The following is a 14,529-nucleotide window of genomic DNA, read 5'->3' as shown; positions in this document are numbered from 1 at the left end:
GGATATGGCGAAGCGGGAAATTGACTCACCCGTCTCCAAGGTGTATTATAATAACAACTCACCAAGGAGATTGATCATGCGCCTAGCCCTCCTCATTCCGCCGATCATGCTCCTCGCCGCTTGCGGGCAGGACAAGAAGGCGACCGACGAAACCGAAGTCAGCATCAACGCCGACGGTGACGGCGGCAATGTCCAGATCATTTCGGGCAAGGACGGCGGCAAGCTGAAGGTCAATGGCGACGGCGTGAATATTGACCTCAATATCCCCGATCTCGGCGATATGGAGCTGGGCAGCGATTTCGACATCGACGGCGTGAAGCTCTATCCGGGCAGCAAGATCACCGCGATGGATATCAAGGCCAATGACAAAAATGGCGCAAGCGATGCGGTGGTGAAGTTCGGCTTCACCTCACCCGCCGCGCCCGCGACGGCGGCCGACTGGATGGCGGCCGAGTTTACGAAAAAGGGTGTCAAAATCACCCGCACCGGCGACACGCTCGCGGGCACCGCCGAGGATGGCGACGATTTCCGCATCAGCTTCGCCCCCGACGGGACGAAGGCCAAGGGCGAAGCGCTGATCGTTTCGAAATAGGCGCATCGCCTCACCCAAGCCCGTCATTGCGAGCGGAGCGAAGCAATGTCCGGCCATCGGCCAAGCGTGAGGCCGATGGCTGGAGATTGCCGCGTCGCCTTCGGCTCCTCGCGATGACGAGGGGCCTGGTTCCGGCCTAACCGCTATTCCGCAGCGCCGTCGCGATCGCGTTGATCGTCAGCTGAATCCCCTCGGCGATCCGCGGGTCGGTCTCGCCCGCGCGGTGGCGCTTCATCAACTCGATCTGCAACAGGTTGAGCGGCTCGATATAGGGCAAACGCAGCCGGATCGACGCCTCGAGCGCGGGATTTTTGTCGAGCAGGCGCGACTGGCCGGTGATCGACAGCAACCCGTCATGCGCGCGGTTCCACCCGTCGCGGATGCGCGCGAAAATCGCTTCATGCCCGTCGACATCGCTCGCCAGCTCGGCATAGCGCGCCGCGATCCCCATGTCGGATTTGGCCAGCACCATCTCCATATTGTCGAGCAGCGCGGCAAAGAAGGGCCAACTTTGCGCCATATCGGCGAGCAGTGCCTTGTCGCCAAAGCCCGCAAACGCCTCGCCGGTGCCATACCAGCCGGGCAGCATCGCACGCGCCTGCGACCAGCTGAACACCCATGGGATTGCGCGCAGATCCTCGATCGCGCTGCTCTTGGTGCGGCTCGACGGGCGCGATCCGATCTTCAGCGTCGCAATCTCTGCGATAGGGGTCATCGCGCGGAAGAAATCCTTGAACGTCGGCGTGTCATACACCAGCCCGCGATAGGCGGCGAAGGCGCTGTCCGACAGCATCCCCATCGCCTCGGTAAAGCGCGGCGCGTCGGCCACGCTCAGCGCGTCGGGCTCGAGGCTTGCGAGCAGGCTCGCCGACACCATCGCCTCCAAATTGGTCGCGGCGCTTTCGCTCGTGCCGAATTTGGCGGCGATGACTTCGCCCTGTTCGGTGATCCGGATGCGGCCCTGCACCGTGCATGCGGGCTGGGCGCGTATCGCGGCAAAGGCGCTGCCGCCGCCGCGCCCGACCGCGCCGCCGCGGCCGTGGAACAATTGCATCGACGGTCCCGCCGCCTCGAACACCGGGGTCAGCGCCTGCGACGCCTGATGCAATCCCCAGGTCGAGGTCAGATAACCGCCATCCTTGTTCGAATCCGAATAGCCGATCATCACTTCCTGATGCCCGCGCAGCACAACTTGCGGGCCGACCTCGGGCATCGCGAAATAGCGCGCCATGATATCGGGCGCGCGATCCAGATCGGCGATCGTCTCGAACAAGGGCACGACCATCAGATTGCTTTCGCCCGCCGCCTCGCCGCTGCGCCACAGCCCGGCCTCGCGCGCGAGGACATGGACCTCCAGAAGGTCGGACAGTTCCTGCGCCATGCTGATGATCCACTGGCAGATCGCGTCGGGCCCCAGCCGCTTGCGAACATCGGCTGCGGCGTGGACAATCGCGAGTTCGCCTGCGGTCTCGTCCGACCACGCGTGCCAGGGCGCGGCGAGCGGCCGGTCGCTCTGCAACTCGGCGGTCAGCAGCGCGACCCGCTCCTCTTCGCCGAGTGCGCGGTAATCGTCGCACACGCCTGACACCTGAAGCAGTTCGGCCAGCACGCGCTCGTGCACCGCACTATTCTGCCGCATGTCGAGCGTTGCGAGGTGAAAACCAAATACTTCGACCGCGCGGATCAGCCGTCCGATCGCGCCGATCCCGCCCAGCTGGCCTTCACCGCTCGCCGACAATCCGTTGGCGAGGGTGACGAGGTCGCCGCGAAAATCGGCGGGCGTGTCGTAAATCTGCCCGGTCAGCGCCGACGGACGCGGCGGCTTGGCGCCGACGATCGCGGCATAGGTCGCGCACAGCCGCGCATATATCCCCGACAGCGCGCGGCGATAGGGCTCGTCACGGCGGCTCGGCGCATCGTCGCCGCTTGCTTCGGCCAAGGCTTCGACGGCTTCGGGAACCACGGCGAGGCCCGACGACACCGACAGTTCGGCGCCCAGCGCATGGACCGCGTCGATATAATGGCCCAGCACCGCGGCGGCGTTGCGCCCGGTCGCCTGCTGCAACGTCTCGGCGGTGACGAAGGGATTGCCGTCGCGGTCGCCGCCGATCCAGCTGCCGACGCGCAGGAAGCTCGCGGGGCGCTGCCCCAGCTCATTCTCCCAGCGCGCGTAAAGCTTGGGCACCACGGGCAGGAAGACGTCGCGCAAATAGGTCAGCGCATTGTCGATTTCGTCGGCGACGAACAATTTCTCGGTGCGCAGCGGGCGCGTCTGCCACAGCAGCACGATCTGGCGCCGGATCGCATCCTCGAGGATATCGCCCTCGGGGGTTTCGTCGGCCCCCGTATCGCGCAGCAGCATCAGCTCGGCGATGCGGTTCTTGTGATCGAGCATCGACTTGCGGCGCACCTCGGTCGGGTGCGCGGTCAGCACCGGCGCGATCAGCGCGGCGTCGAGCAGCGCGGCAACCGCGTCGCTGCCGATCCCGTCGGCTTTCAGCTTCGCAAGCGCCGCGGCGACGGTCGCCTCAGGCTCGGCGGCGACCCCCTGCCGGTCCTCGGCGAGGTTGGCGAGCATCGAAAACAGCATGAAGCCGCGGACAAAAGCGATCGTGTCATCAAGGCTCAGCGCGTCGAGCCCCGGGTCGATCGCCTCGGCCCCCGCGATGCCGCGATGCCGGTCGACGCTCGACGAGCGGATATATTCGGTCTGCCGATACAGCTTGTCGCCGCCATAAGCGCGAATGACATCGCCCAATATCCGCCCCAGATAGCGGATGTCGGGATTTTGCGAGATCTGTATCGGAGGGCCCATGACCGCTTTGCTGCACCTGCGAAGGCGCAGCGTCAAGCGGTGGGGCGAGCGCGCATAGCTATGCGCGCTCGCCTGGAAAGTCCGCTTAGCGCACCTTCACCAGATTGATCATACCCATGTCGATCCGCGGCCGGCCGTCAAACTCGACGCCATTATGCGTATCGCTGATGAACATCAGCTTCCCCGACGCGTCGGTGATCCGTGCCGAAACCGAATAGCGGCCGCGCGGGTCGAGCTTGTTCTGGTCGACGGTCAGCGAGAAAGCGAAGGGCACCTGGCGTCCGTCGGCGGTGAAGCTTTGCTGGGCGATCGTGCGCGACGGCGCGTCCATCAGGCTGACGTCGGCGAGCTGGATTTCGACCTGCGCTGTTGGCGGCAAGGCGATGCGTTCGCGATAGGCGATGCTGCCGGTGACCGACACGGCCTGTTCGGACGGGCCCAGCGTCGCGCAGGCGGCGAGCGGCAGGGTGACGAGACTGAGCGCGAGCGCGCGGGCGATACGGACCATGATATTCTCCTGTTCGGGTTGGCGGCCCCACTAGAGCCGCGTCGATGAACCGCGTCTGTCCGTCCTGTTGTACGCCCTTTATCCTTCCAGTTCGACATCCCAGTACAGCCAGTCGATCCAGCTTGTGTGCAAATATCCCGGTGGAAAGGCGCGGCCATTGTCCTGCAGCTGCCACGTCGTCGGGCGCCACGGCTGGCGATAGATTGGCATATGCGCCTGCTGCGGCGTCCGTCCGCCTTTGCGCAGGTTGCACGGGGCACAGGCGGTGGTGACATTCTCCCAGCTCGTCCGTCCGCCCAGTCGGCGCGGGACGACATGGTCAAAGGTCAGATCCTTGCCGGACCCGCAATATTGGCACGAAAAACGGTCGCGCAGGAACAGGTTGAACCGGGTGAAGGCCGGATGCTGCGACGGTTTCACATATTGGCGCAGCGCAATGACGCTGGGGATCGGCATCGTTCGCGTCGGCGAATGAATTTCGCGTTCGTAATTTTCGACGATGGTGACGCGGTCGAGGAAAACCGCCTTGACCGCGGTTTGCCACGGCCACAGGCTGAGCGGGTAATAGCTGAGCGGCGTATAGTCGGCGTTGAGCACCAATGCGGGACAGCTATCGGGATGTCGGGCGAGATCGGGATGGAACATGGCTTTTGGACGCTGCCCCTTTTGCTGCGAGGGATGGCGCGCCACTGCCGTTCCCGAGTGACACTGTCATTACATGACGCATCTGAATCTGACGTCAAGGGGGCAATTGCCGCAAGATATGGAATGATTCAAAAGCGGCGACCACAGCATATGGGGCATCATCGCGCACCGCCGCGGGAAACGCCCGTCTGTCCATGCTGACCCGATTCGCGCCCAGCCCGACGGGCGAACTCCATCTTGGCCATGCCTATAGCGCCGTCCTTGCGCATAGCGCCGCGCGCGCGGCCGGCGGCCGGTTCGTGCTGCGCATCGACGATATCGATGGCAGCCGTTCGAGGGAGGAATATGTCGCGGCGTCGCTCGCCGATCTCGCCTGGCTCGGGATCGACTGGGACGGCGAACCGGTGCGCCAGTCGCAGCGGTTGGCGGACTATGCCGCCGCGCTCGATACGCTGCGCGCTCGCGATCTCGTTTACCCCTGTTTCTGCACCCGCGCCGATATCGCCGCCAGTCTCTCGGCGCCGCACGGCCCGTCGGGCGCGATCTATCCCGGCACCTGCTGCAACCTCGCCGCCGAAGACCGCGCACGGCGCATCGCGGCGGGCGAGGCGCATTGCTGGCGGCTCGCCATGGACCGCGCCGCCGCGCAAGCGGGCGACCTCGCGTGGGAAGAGCAGGGGCAGCGGATGCGCCCCGCCGATCCGCGCGCCCACGGCGATATCGTCCTCGCGCGCAAAGATGCCCCCGCCAGCTATCATCTCGCGAGCACCCTCGACGATGCCAATATGGGGGTGACACACGTCGTGCGCGGCGCCGACCTCATCGCCTCGACCGACGTTCACCGCCTGCTTCAGGAACTGCTCGATCTCCCGACGCCCGTCTATCGCCATCACGGCCTTATCTGCGGTCTCGATGGCAAGCGGCTGGCGAAACGCGACGCCGCGGCGTCGCTCGCCTCGCTCCGCGCGGCGGGCGTCGACGGCCGCGCACTCGCCGCCGATTTGCGTGCCGGACGGCTTCCCACTGGCTATTCGCTGCAAAATCCCTAAAATAGGGCCATGCAAATCCTTCTCATCCTCGCGGTCGTTGGCGCGGCCGGTTTCGTCCTCTTCTCGCTCGCGCGGGGACTCTTCTATTTCTCGCAAGGTCACCGCGCTGCGATGGATGGCACGGTCGAGGAAAATCAGCTGATGCAGAACAAGATGATGATGTCGCGCATCAAGTGGCAGGCGATTACCATCATCCTGCTTGTGCTGATCGGCGTGACGGCAGGCGGCGGCAGCTAAGCCCCCGTACATCATGGTCAAGCTCAACAAAATCTACACGCGCACCGGCGACGCCGGCACGACGGGCCTCGTCGACGGATCGCGGATCGCCAAATCGGCGCCGCTGATGGCGGCGGTCGGCGATGTCGACGAAACCAACAGCGCGATTGGCGTTGCTGCTGCGGTGCTTGACGCGGGCAGCGAGGCGGCGGCAATGCTGTCGCGGATCCAGAACGAACTCTTCGACCTTGGCGCCGACCTTGCGACCCCCGCCGATCCCGCCACCGGATTTGCTCCAGCCGAAATGGCACTGCGCGTCGTGCAAAGCCAGATCGACCGGCTGGAGGCCGAAATCGACGCGATGAACGACAATCTGTCGCCGCTTTCCAGCTTCATCCTGCCCGGCGGGACCGAGGTTGCAGCGCGGCTGCACCTCGCCCGCGCCATCGCGCGGCGAGCCGAGCGGTCGGCAGTTGCGGCGGGCGCTCAGCGTGACCTCAACCCGCTCGCGCTGACCTATCTCAATCGCCTGTCGGACCATCTGTTCGTGCTGACGCGCGCGCTCAACGCCGCCGCAGGCGGCGATATATTGTGGAAACCCGGCGCCACGCGCTGAGGCAGATAATCCTCCCTGTTGTGAAGCAATGGGGAGGGGGACCGCTCGCGTAGCGAGTGGTGGAGGGGCCCGCGACTGCACCAACGGCGCATGCCAATATTCGCGTAGAGGCGCAGAGGGCGCAGAGAAATATGGGCGGTAAAGCCGCCGATATCTCACCCTCATATTCTCCGTGCCTCCGCGTGAACAAAATCCCTGCGCCCTCTGCGCGCATTCTTTTGACATAGCCCTACCACTCTTCGTCACCCCGGACTTGATCCGGGGTCCACGCGGTCATGGATGCCGGATCAAGTCCGGCATGACGAAGTTGAGCATATGTTCCCTTAATGTTCTGGACTTTTCGGTCGCGGCGTGGCCATAATCGGTCGCATCACGAAACCGAATCGCCGCGCGGGGGATTGTCATAATATGGCCAGTCAGACCGATATTTCATGCACCGACCGTTCGACCGACCGGCCGCTGACCCAGCGCTTCGCGACGACGCGTCGCCTGTCGCTCGATCTTGTCGCGCCCTTGTCCGACGCCGACGCCTCGGCCCAGTCGATGCCCGACGCCTCGCCCGCCAAATGGCATCTCGCGCACACGACATGGTTCTTCGAAACCTTCGTCCTGCGCGATCATGTCCCCGGCTACCGCGCCTATGACGATCGCTTCGCCTATCTGTTCAACAGCTATTATGAAGCCGAAGGGCCGCGCCACGCCCGTCCGCAGCGCGGCTTGCTGACACGTCCATCGCTCGACGAGGTGCGGGTCTGGCGCGCGCATGTCGATGCCGCGGTGCAGACCGCGCTGCCCGACCTGTCGCCCGCGGCGCGGACGCTCGTCGAACTGGGGATCCAGCACGAGCAGCAGCATCAGGAATTGCTGCTCACCGACGTCAAGCATCTCTTCGCGCAAAATCCGCTCGGCCCCGCGATGTGGAGCGCCGCCGAACCGGCGTTTCGGAATGAAGTTGCGCAGATTTCCGCGCTTTCGGCGTTACGCCCCGAGCCGAGCCCGCTACGCTGGATACAGGGTAGCGAAGGCGTGGTGTCGGTCGGCCACAACGGCGACGGATTCGCATTTGACTGTGAACTTCCGCAGTTTTCGGCGCTTTTGACCCCGCACGCGCTCGCCAACCGTCCGGTTAGCAACGGTGAGTGGCAGCAGTTTATCGACGACGGCGGTTATCACACGCCCTCGCTCTGGCTCAGCGACGGCTGGGCATGGGCGCAGGCCGGGCATATCGACGCCCCCGCCTATTGGGATGCGGGGCGGCAGTTCACGCTGGCGGGCTGGCAGGATATCGACCCTGCGGCGCCGGTCACCCACATCAGCTTCTTCGAAGCCGACGCGTTCGCCAGCTGGGCGGGCGGGCGCCTGCCGACCGAGATTGAGTGGGAATCCGCCGCCGCTGCGCTGGACCCGGCATCGGGGCAGCAGCTCGGCGCCGCCGGGCCGGTGCATCCGGTCGCGGTGGACGATGACACGGGTCTGCAACAGATGTTCGGCAGCGTGTGGGAATGGACCGGCAGCGCCTATCGCCCCTATCCCGGCTTTCGCGCCGCCCCCGGCGCGGTCGGTGAATATAATGGCAAGTTCATGAGCGGCCAGTTCGTGCTGCGCGGCGGCAGCTGCGCGACCCCGCGCGGCCATGCGCGCGCCAGCTACCGCAACTTCTTCTACCCTCATCAGCGCTGGCAGTTCACCGGCCTGCGCTTGGCCAAGGATCTTTAGCAATGGGCGTCGTGCGCAATCTCAGGCAAGTTTCGGCCGACGATGCCGGAATCGACATCGCCTTTCGTGCCGATGTCCACGCCGGCCTCAGCCAAAATCCCAAGGCGATTCCCGCACGCTGGTTCTACGATGCGACCGGCTCGGCGCTGTTCGAAGATATCACCACGCTCCCCGAATATTATCCGACGCGCAGCGAAACCGACCTCCTCACCCGCCACGCCGCCGACATGGCGGCGGCGATCGGCCCCGGCCGCGCGGTGGTCGAACTCGGATCGGGCAGCTCGACCAAGACGCCCTTGCTGCTCGGCGCGATCGCGCCTGCGGCCTATGTTCCGGTTGATATTTCGGGCGATTTCCTGCGCGACAGTTCGGCGGCGCTCGCAGCGCGCTTTCCCGGCCTGCCCATTTATCCGGTCGAGGCCGACTTCACCCAGCGCGTCGATCTGCCGCGCGAAATCTGTCCGCTGCCCAAGCTCGGTTTTTTCCCGGGATCGACGATCGGCAATATGGTCGCGCGCACTGCGATCGACCTCTTGCGTCATTGGCGCGCGACGCTCGGCGACGGTTCGTTGCTGTTGATCGGGATCGACCGGATCAAGGATATCGCGATCCTCGAACGCGCCTATGACGATCCCGCCGGGGTCACCGCGGCGTTCAACCTCAACCTCCTCGAACGGATCAACCGCGAGCTCGGCGGCGATCTTCCGGTCGAGAATTTCGTCCACCGCGCCGTCTGGAACGACATTTATGCGCGGATCGAGATGCACCTCGTCGCCGCCTGCGACATGGAGTTTACGGTCGATGGTCATCGCTATGCGATGGCGGCGGGTGAGACGATCCACAGCGAGAATAGTCATAAATATGGCCCGCGCGACGCGAATCTCCTCCTCCGCGCGGGCGGCTGGACCCCGATCGCGACATGGGATGATGCCGACCCCGCCTTCGCGCTGATTCTCGCCGAAGCGACCACCTTCCGTTCCGCCCCTTGACGCGCGGTGTCCAAGGCCTAGTCAGCGCCCACGGATATAGTGAAAGGATAGCGGTATGATCGTCGGCGTCATTGGTGCGGGGCAAATGGGTGCGGGGATTGCACAGGTGTCGGCAGGCGCCGGTCATGATGTGCTGCTTTCCGATATCGACCTCGCGCGCGCCGAAGCCGGCAAGGCAGGGATTGCCAAGGCGCTCGGCCGCCTCGTTGCCAAGGAAAAAATGACGCAGGGCGACGCCGACGCATTGCTTGCCCGCATCACCCCGGTCGCCGACCATAGTGCTTTCGCTCCCGCCCACCTCGTCATCGAGGCCGCGACCGAGCGCGAGGAGATCAAGCGCGCGATCTTCGCCAGCGTCGGCCCGCATCTGTCGGCGACCGCGATTCTCGCGACCAACACCAGTTCGATCCCGATCACGCGGCTTGCGCAGGCGTCGCACGACCCGGCGCGCTTCATCGGCGTCCATTTCTTCAATCCCGTGCCGGTGATGGGGCTGATCGAACTGATCCGCGGTCTCGCAACCAGCGATGCGACCTTGCAGACGGTCGAGGCCTATGGCCGCGGTCTCGGCAAGGAGATCGTCCACGCCAATGATGCACCGGGTTTCATCGTCAACCGTGTGCTGATGCCGCTGATCAACGAAGCGGTGTTCGCGCTCGGTGAAGGCGTCGCGACGATGCAGGATATTGACGCCGGCTGCCGCCTCGGGCTCAATCATCCGATGGGCCCGATCACGCTCGCCGACTTTATCGGGCTCGATACCTGCCTCGAGATTATCCGTGTCCTCCACAGCGGAACCGGCGACCCCAAATTCCGCCCCGCGCCGTTGCTCGTCCAATATGTCGAGGCGGGTTGGGTCGGCAAAAAGGCCGGGCGGGGCTTCTACGACTGGACCGGTGAGTCTCCTGTCCCGACAAGATAGGCTTCGCCGTCGCGCCAAGAGGCGGGATGACAAATTTGCGATTTCGGGAGCCGTATCTGCTCTAGCGCGTTGATGCTTAAGGTGCAGGGCGCGCAATGGAGGAATTTGGACTATGGTCAGAAAATCGCTTGTCAGCCTGTCGGTCGCCGCTTTGATCTTGTCGGCACCCTCTTATGCCCAGCAGGGCGCGCCGGAGGATTCGACCATCAAGAAGACCGCCGATTCGGTCACGGCACCCTTTGACGGAAAAGAGGCGCCGCCGAAGCTGCTGGCGATTCAGGACAATCCCTATTCGCTCGACGGCCTGGGGAAATGCGCTGCGATCATCCGCGAAGTGACCGAACTCAACGAAGTACTCGGTCCCGACGTCCACGAGCAGGCCGACAAGAGCCGCGCGAAAAAGCGCGAGGAAACCGCGGGGCGGGTCGCCGGGACGGTTGCGGGCTCAGTCATTCCCTTTGGCGGGCTGATCGGCGAGGTCACCGGCGCCAACGCCGAACGACGGCGCTATGCCTTCGCCGTCTATGCCGGGACGGTGCGCCGCGGCTTCCTGAAAGGCGTCGGCCTCGAACGCGGTTGCAAGGCGCCCGCGCGGCCCTAATCTGGGGCCAATTGCCCCGGGGGAGTGCCGAATGCAGGTCGAAAATATCCGTTCGTTTGAAGTGGCGGTGCCCGATGCGGCGCTGGTCGATCTGAAAGACCGGCTCGGGCGCACGCGCTGGCCCGAGAAGGAAACTGTCACTGATTGGGATCAGGGCCTTCCGCTGGCCTATGCGCAGGAGCTGGCCGCCTATTGGCAGCACGAATATGACTGGCGCCGTATCGAGGCGCGGCTGAACGCGCTGCCCAATTATCTGGCCGAAGTCGACGGGCTCGACATTCATTTCCTCCATGTCCGCTCGGACAACCCCGCCGCGCGTCCGCTGGTGCTGACGCATGGCTGGCCGGGGTCGGTGCTCGAATTTCTTGATGTCATCGCGCCTTTGTCGGCCGACTATCACCTCGTGATTCCGTCGCTTCCCGGCTATGGCTTTTCGGGCAAGCCGACGACCGCCAAATGGAGCGTCGAGCATATCGCCGCCGGCTGGGACGCGCTGATGCGCGCGCTCGGCTATGATCGCTATTTCGCCCAGGGCGGCGACTGGGGCAGCGCCGTCACCTGCGCGATCGGGTTGAACCACGCCGATCATTGCGCGGGGATCCATGTGAATATGGTCGTCGGCGCACCGCCGCCCGATTTGACGAACGACCTCACCGAGGCCGAGAAGGTCTATCTCGCGCGCTTCGGCTGGTATCAGGCGAAGGACAGTGGCTATTCGACCCAGCAAGCAACGCGGCCGCAGACGCTCGGCTATGGCCTGACCGATTCACCGGTCGGGCAGATGGCGTGGATCGCCGAAAAATTCCACGGCTGGACCGATTGCGGTCATGAACCGGGCGGCCAGTCGGTCGGCGGGCATCCCGAAAAGGCGTTGTCGAAGGATGCGATGCTCGACACCGTCAGCCTCTATTGGCTCACCGCGAGCGCGGCTTCGTCGGCGCGGCTCTATTGGCATAGTTTTCGTCAATTCGCTGCGGGCGAAATCCAAGTGCCGACGGGATGCAGCCTGTTCCCGAACGAGATCATGCGGCTGTCGCGGCGCTGGGCCGAGCGCCGCTATCGCAACATCGTCTATTGGAACGAGGTCGAGCGCGGCGGCCATTTCGCCGCCTGGGAACAGCCGGAATTGTTCGCCGCCGAAGTGCACGCCGCCTTGGCTTGCATGACGCTTTGAACGGACCGCCGGTGTCGCCGGCGGTCCGTTCATGTCAAAGCGGCGTCGCTACGACGCGGCAGGTTTCGGGCGCCGAGCGTAGCGCCGTGTTCCATGTCACCTGATTGCCCTGGCGGTGCAGCCGCACGCCCTTTTTGTTTTCATAAATCTGGCCACTGTTGGAGGGTGTCGACGCGAGCGTCATCGTCCGTCCGCCATTGACGCGGACGAGCGCGCCATTGCCCAGATAATTGACGGTCAGCCGGGTGCCGCTGCTGCATTCATAGCTGGTGCCCGTTCGGGCGGGAACCGAGGCGCAGCCCGCGAGGACCAGAGCCGAAACCGCAGCAGCGGGGATGTACATTCTCATGGTCATCCGATTTCCCCCTCAATAGCCCGACCGGACGCACAGCACGTCGGCGAGATAAACCCGGTTCGCGACCGTTTCCATATGTTCACGCGCCGACCCGTTCCAGCCGACCGAACGGCACCAGGTGTCGGCGGTCTGCGCCGCGCAATTGGCGGTTCCAGACCCATTGGCGCACGCGAGAACGCGGCGGTTTCCGGTCGACGGCTGGGTGTGGAATTCGGCGAAATTGCCGCGCGTTACCTGATCATTGGCGGGCGGGTTCGGATCCCAGCCGCCGCCGCCACCCGATCCGGTCGGACGAATCGACTGGATGGTCAGTCCGCGCAGCACATTGTTCAGCACCGGCGTGTCGCGATCGATGGTGCGGCACTGGCCACGATAGCGCGTCCTTTCGCACATTTCCCAACGGCCGCTCTTCACCCGGATCGAATTGACCGGCCAGGCGAGGCCAAGGTTCGGCTTGGCCTCGCCGATGAAGACCGCCGGGCCGCGATAGCTGGCGTCGCGATAGATGGTCGCCTCGGCCGGCCGCGCCATGCGGTCTTCGGGCGGCTGGGCGTGGGAGACGGCAAAAAGCCCGCCTCCTATCGAAAGCGTGGCTGCGGCAAATATTGACCAACGATAGGCGGTTTTCATCATGCCCTCCTGTTCCGGATACGAACCGGAGGAAACTATCATTTTCGGCCTGTTACGCCAAGCGATGTGCTTCTGTGATGAAGGTCGATATCTAAACCGTTGGTTGATGTCAGCTGTGGTGGCCGCTCAAGGTGCCTTTGCGGGAGCTTCGATGGGCGTATCGGCCGAAGCCGCTGCGGCCACCGGGGCGGCCGGAGCGGGCGCTGCAACTGGCGGCGCGATACTGAGCATCAATCCCGCCAGTGCCGCCGACATCAGGTTCGACAGGCTGCCCGCGAGCAGGGCTTTCAGGCCCAGCCGGGCGATCATCGGCCGCTGATTGGGAGCGAGGCTGCCGGTGACCGCCATCTGGATCGCGATCGAGCTGAAATTGGCGAAGCCGCACAGCGCAAAGGTTGCGATCGCGACCGCGGCCAGCGACATATTGTCCTGCATCTTGCCAAGGTCGATGAAGGCGACGAATTCGTTGAGCACGACCTTGGTCCCGAACAATCCGCCGACCGCGGCGCTTTCGTCCCATGGCACGCCCATCAGCCACATCACCGGACGGAAAATCGCGCCGATGATCGCCTGAAACGACAGGCCGTCATAGCCGAACCAGCCGCCGATTCCGGCGAGCAGGCCGTTGGCCAGCGCGACGAGGGCGACGAAGGCGAGCACCATCGCACCGACTGCGACCGCAAGCTTGACGCCGGTCTGTGCGCCCTGCGCGGCTGCCATGATAAGATTAGCGGGCTTCTCCTCGTCATGGCTCGCCTCGGGCATGATGACGGGTTCGATGCCCAGATCCTTGGGATCGTCAGGCATCATGATCTTGGCCATCAAAATACCGCCCGGCGCCGACATGAAGCTGGCGGCGAGCAGATAGGGCAGCAATTGCTCGCCGATCATGCTCGCATAGGCGCCCAATATCGTGCCTGCGACCCCCGCCATGCCCACGGTCATGATCGTGAACAGCTGCGACGGGGTCAGGCCGGCGAGATAGGGGCGGATGACGAGCGGGGCTTCGGACTGGCCGACGAAGATATTCGCCGCGGCGCCAAGGCTTTCGACCTTGGTGATGCCGGTGACCTTCTGGATCGCGCCGCCGACCCATTTGATCACCAGCTGCATGATCCCCAGATAATAGAGGATCGAGATCAGCGAGGCAAAAAAGATGATCACCGGCAGCGCCGCGATCGCGAAGCTGTGGCCGCCCATCTCGGGCGCCGCGAGCGGGCCAAAGATGAAATCGGTCCCCGCCTTGGCATAGCCGAGCAGGTTCGACACCGCGTTCGACATCCCCTGAATGATCGCGCGGCCCCACGGGGTGCCGATCACCAGCAGCGCGAAACCGGCCTGGAGCAGGAAGGCGGGGATGACGATGCGCAGGCGAATCCAGCGGCGGTTCGACGAAAAAAGCACGGCAATCGCGAGCAATGCGACGATGCCAAGCAAACCGATCAGGCGTTCCATATCTTCGTGCGTCCCCCGCGAGCGTAATTTGCCTGTCTAGCGGGCTGGGCGATGGGGGCAAGGGGGCGGTGCTCCGGGGGACGAATTGATGCCAAATGCTTTGCGCTTTTGCTCTCAGCGGAAAGGCGCGGTGCCCATGCTCCGCCCGTGTCACCCCGGCCCCGATCCGGGGTCCGCCCTTTCGGCGAAGAGAATTCGAGTCGCAAACCGGCTTGGCGCGCGCGAATTTTCTTTTTAGATACCGCC

General features: G+C 64.5%; 15 protein-coding genes. 9 read left to right on the top strand and 6 right to left on the bottom strand.

What is annotated here, in order from left to right; all coding sequences use genetic code 11:
- The first annotated feature begins 76 nt into the window (after nt 1-76).
- The gene (locus CDQ91_RS05790) at nt 77-592 is read left to right on the top strand and encodes a hypothetical protein (RefSeq protein ID WP_088471754.1); all 516 of its coding nucleotides are present in this window, start codon (nt 77-79) and stop codon (nt 590-592) included.
- 136 nt (nt 593-728) lie between these two features.
- Here the strand turns inward: CDQ91_RS05790 and ppc are convergent, their stop codons facing one another.
- The 3 genes from ppc to CDQ91_RS05775 all read right to left on the bottom strand — a co-directional run bounded on the left by ppc (nt 729) and on the right by CDQ91_RS05775 (nt 4,560).
- Nucleotides 729-3,407 (bottom strand): phosphoenolpyruvate carboxylase, encoded by a 2,679-nt coding sequence (ppc, locus tag CDQ91_RS05785; RefSeq protein ID WP_088471753.1) that lies wholly within the window; start codon nt 3,405-3,407, stop codon nt 729-731.
- An 85-nt stretch (nt 3,408-3,492) separates the two neighbouring features.
- A complete protein-coding gene (locus CDQ91_RS05780) occupies nt 3,493-3,915 on the bottom strand; it encodes a YbaY family lipoprotein (RefSeq protein WP_088471752.1) in 423 nt (140 codons plus the stop codon).
- A 78-nt stretch (nt 3,916-3,993) separates the two neighbouring features.
- Nucleotides 3,994-4,560: an HNH endonuclease gene (locus tag CDQ91_RS05775; protein ID WP_088471751.1), complete on the bottom strand. Its 567-nt coding sequence runs from the start codon at nt 4,558-4,560 to the stop codon at nt 3,994-3,996.
- Between the two features lie 194 nt (nt 4,561-4,754).
- On the opposite strand from CDQ91_RS05775, the gene gluQRS reads away from it, so the two are divergent.
- The 8 genes from gluQRS (at nt 4,755) to CDQ91_RS05735 (ending at nt 11,843) form a co-directional block, all read left to right on the top strand.
- On the top strand, nt 4,755-5,609 hold the full coding sequence (gene gluQRS / locus CDQ91_RS05770; protein ID WP_088471750.1) for a tRNA glutamyl-Q(34) synthetase GluQRS: 855 nt from the start codon (nt 4,755-4,757) through the stop codon (nt 5,607-5,609).
- Between the two features lie 9 nt (nt 5,610-5,618).
- Complete coding sequence (locus CDQ91_RS05765) at nt 5,619-5,846, top strand: HIG1 domain-containing protein (protein ID WP_088471749.1); 228 nt, start codon at nt 5,619-5,621, stop codon at nt 5,844-5,846.
- Nucleotides 5,847-5,859: 13 nt separating this feature from the next.
- On the top strand, nt 5,860-6,441 hold the full coding sequence (locus CDQ91_RS05760) for a cob(I)yrinic acid a,c-diamide adenosyltransferase (RefSeq protein WP_088471748.1): 582 nt from the start codon (nt 5,860-5,862) through the stop codon (nt 6,439-6,441).
- Between the two features lie 408 nt (nt 6,442-6,849).
- On the top strand, nt 6,850-8,157 hold the full coding sequence (gene egtB, locus CDQ91_RS05755; protein ID WP_088471747.1) for an ergothioneine biosynthesis protein EgtB: 1,308 nt from the start codon (nt 6,850-6,852) through the stop codon (nt 8,155-8,157).
- Nucleotides 8,158-8,159: 2 nt separating this feature from the next.
- Entirely contained in the window at nt 8,160-9,146 is a 987-nt protein-coding gene (egtD, locus tag CDQ91_RS05750) for an L-histidine N(alpha)-methyltransferase (RefSeq protein ID WP_088471746.1), read from the top strand.
- A 55-nt stretch (nt 9,147-9,201) separates the two neighbouring features.
- Nucleotides 9,202-10,068: a 3-hydroxyacyl-CoA dehydrogenase NAD-binding domain-containing protein gene (locus CDQ91_RS05745; RefSeq protein WP_088471745.1), complete on the top strand. Its 867-nt coding sequence runs from the start codon at nt 9,202-9,204 to the stop codon at nt 10,066-10,068.
- Nucleotides 10,069-10,180: 112 nt separating this feature from the next.
- The gene (locus CDQ91_RS05740) at nt 10,181-10,669 is read left to right on the top strand and encodes a hypothetical protein (protein WP_088471744.1); all 489 of its coding nucleotides are present in this window, start codon (nt 10,181-10,183) and stop codon (nt 10,667-10,669) included.
- A 31-nt stretch (nt 10,670-10,700) separates the two neighbouring features.
- Nucleotides 10,701-11,843 carry an epoxide hydrolase family protein gene (locus CDQ91_RS05735; protein ID WP_088471743.1) on the top strand — a complete coding sequence of 381 codons (1,143 nt, stop codon included), beginning with the start codon at nt 10,701-10,703 and terminating at the stop codon, nt 11,841-11,843.
- A gap of 34 nt (nt 11,844-11,877) precedes the next feature.
- Here the strand turns inward: CDQ91_RS05735 and CDQ91_RS05730 are convergent, their stop codons facing one another.
- The 3 genes from CDQ91_RS05730 to CDQ91_RS05720 all read right to left on the bottom strand — a co-directional run bounded on the left by CDQ91_RS05730 (nt 11,878) and on the right by CDQ91_RS05720 (nt 14,283).
- Nucleotides 11,878-12,198, bottom strand: coding sequence for an MliC family protein (locus tag CDQ91_RS05730; protein ID WP_088471742.1), 321 nt, complete (start codon nt 12,196-12,198; stop codon nt 11,878-11,880).
- 12 nt (nt 12,199-12,210) lie between these two features.
- Nucleotides 12,211-12,831: a beta/gamma crystallin-related protein gene (locus tag CDQ91_RS05725; protein ID WP_237245834.1), complete on the bottom strand. Its 621-nt coding sequence runs from the start codon at nt 12,829-12,831 to the stop codon at nt 12,211-12,213.
- 123 nt (nt 12,832-12,954) lie between these two features.
- Entirely contained in the window at nt 12,955-14,283 is a 1,329-nt protein-coding gene (locus CDQ91_RS05720) for a NupC/NupG family nucleoside CNT transporter (RefSeq protein ID WP_088471741.1), read from the bottom strand.
- Nucleotides 14,284-14,529 lie beyond the last annotated feature (246 nt).

Source organism: Sphingopyxis witflariensis (assembly GCF_002205635.1).
In the GTDB taxonomy this organism is placed as follows: Bacteria; Pseudomonadota; Alphaproteobacteria; order Sphingomonadales; family Sphingomonadaceae; genus Sphingopyxis; species Sphingopyxis witflariensis.
Note: the sequence above shows the minus strand (reverse complement) of the source record. Positions and strands in the feature narration are given on the sequence as shown.

Coding starts and splice junctions, on each gene's coding strand:
- CDQ91_RS05790 (WP_088471754.1), top strand. CDS start 77: ATGCGCCTAGCCCTCCTCATTCCGCCGATCATGCTCCTCGCCGCTTGC.
- ppc (WP_088471753.1), bottom strand. CDS start 3,407: ATGGGCCCTCCGATACAGATCTCGCAAAATCCCGACATCCGCTATCTG.
- CDQ91_RS05780 (WP_088471752.1), bottom strand. CDS start 3,915: ATGGTCCGTATCGCCCGCGCGCTCGCGCTCAGTCTCGTCACCCTGCCG.
- CDQ91_RS05775 (WP_088471751.1), bottom strand. CDS start 4,560: ATGTTCCATCCCGATCTCGCCCGACATCCCGATAGCTGTCCCGCATTG.
- gluQRS (WP_088471750.1), top strand. CDS start 4,755: ATGCTGACCCGATTCGCGCCCAGCCCGACGGGCGAACTCCATCTTGGC.
- CDQ91_RS05765 (WP_088471749.1), top strand. CDS start 5,619: ATGCAAATCCTTCTCATCCTCGCGGTCGTTGGCGCGGCCGGTTTCGTC.
- CDQ91_RS05760 (WP_088471748.1), top strand. CDS start 5,860: ATGGTCAAGCTCAACAAAATCTACACGCGCACCGGCGACGCCGGCACG.
- egtB (WP_088471747.1), top strand. CDS start 6,850: ATGGCCAGTCAGACCGATATTTCATGCACCGACCGTTCGACCGACCGG.
- egtD (WP_088471746.1), top strand. CDS start 8,160: ATGGGCGTCGTGCGCAATCTCAGGCAAGTTTCGGCCGACGATGCCGGA.
- CDQ91_RS05745 (WP_088471745.1), top strand. CDS start 9,202: ATGATCGTCGGCGTCATTGGTGCGGGGCAAATGGGTGCGGGGATTGCA.
- CDQ91_RS05740 (WP_088471744.1), top strand. CDS start 10,181: ATGGTCAGAAAATCGCTTGTCAGCCTGTCGGTCGCCGCTTTGATCTTG.
- CDQ91_RS05735 (WP_088471743.1), top strand. CDS start 10,701: ATGCAGGTCGAAAATATCCGTTCGTTTGAAGTGGCGGTGCCCGATGCG.
- CDQ91_RS05730 (WP_088471742.1), bottom strand. CDS start 12,198: ATGACCATGAGAATGTACATCCCCGCTGCTGCGGTTTCGGCTCTGGTC.
- CDQ91_RS05725 (WP_237245834.1), bottom strand. CDS start 12,831: ATGATGAAAACCGCCTATCGTTGGTCAATATTTGCCGCAGCCACGCTT.
- CDQ91_RS05720 (WP_088471741.1), bottom strand. CDS start 14,283: ATGGAACGCCTGATCGGTTTGCTTGGCATCGTCGCATTGCTCGCGATT.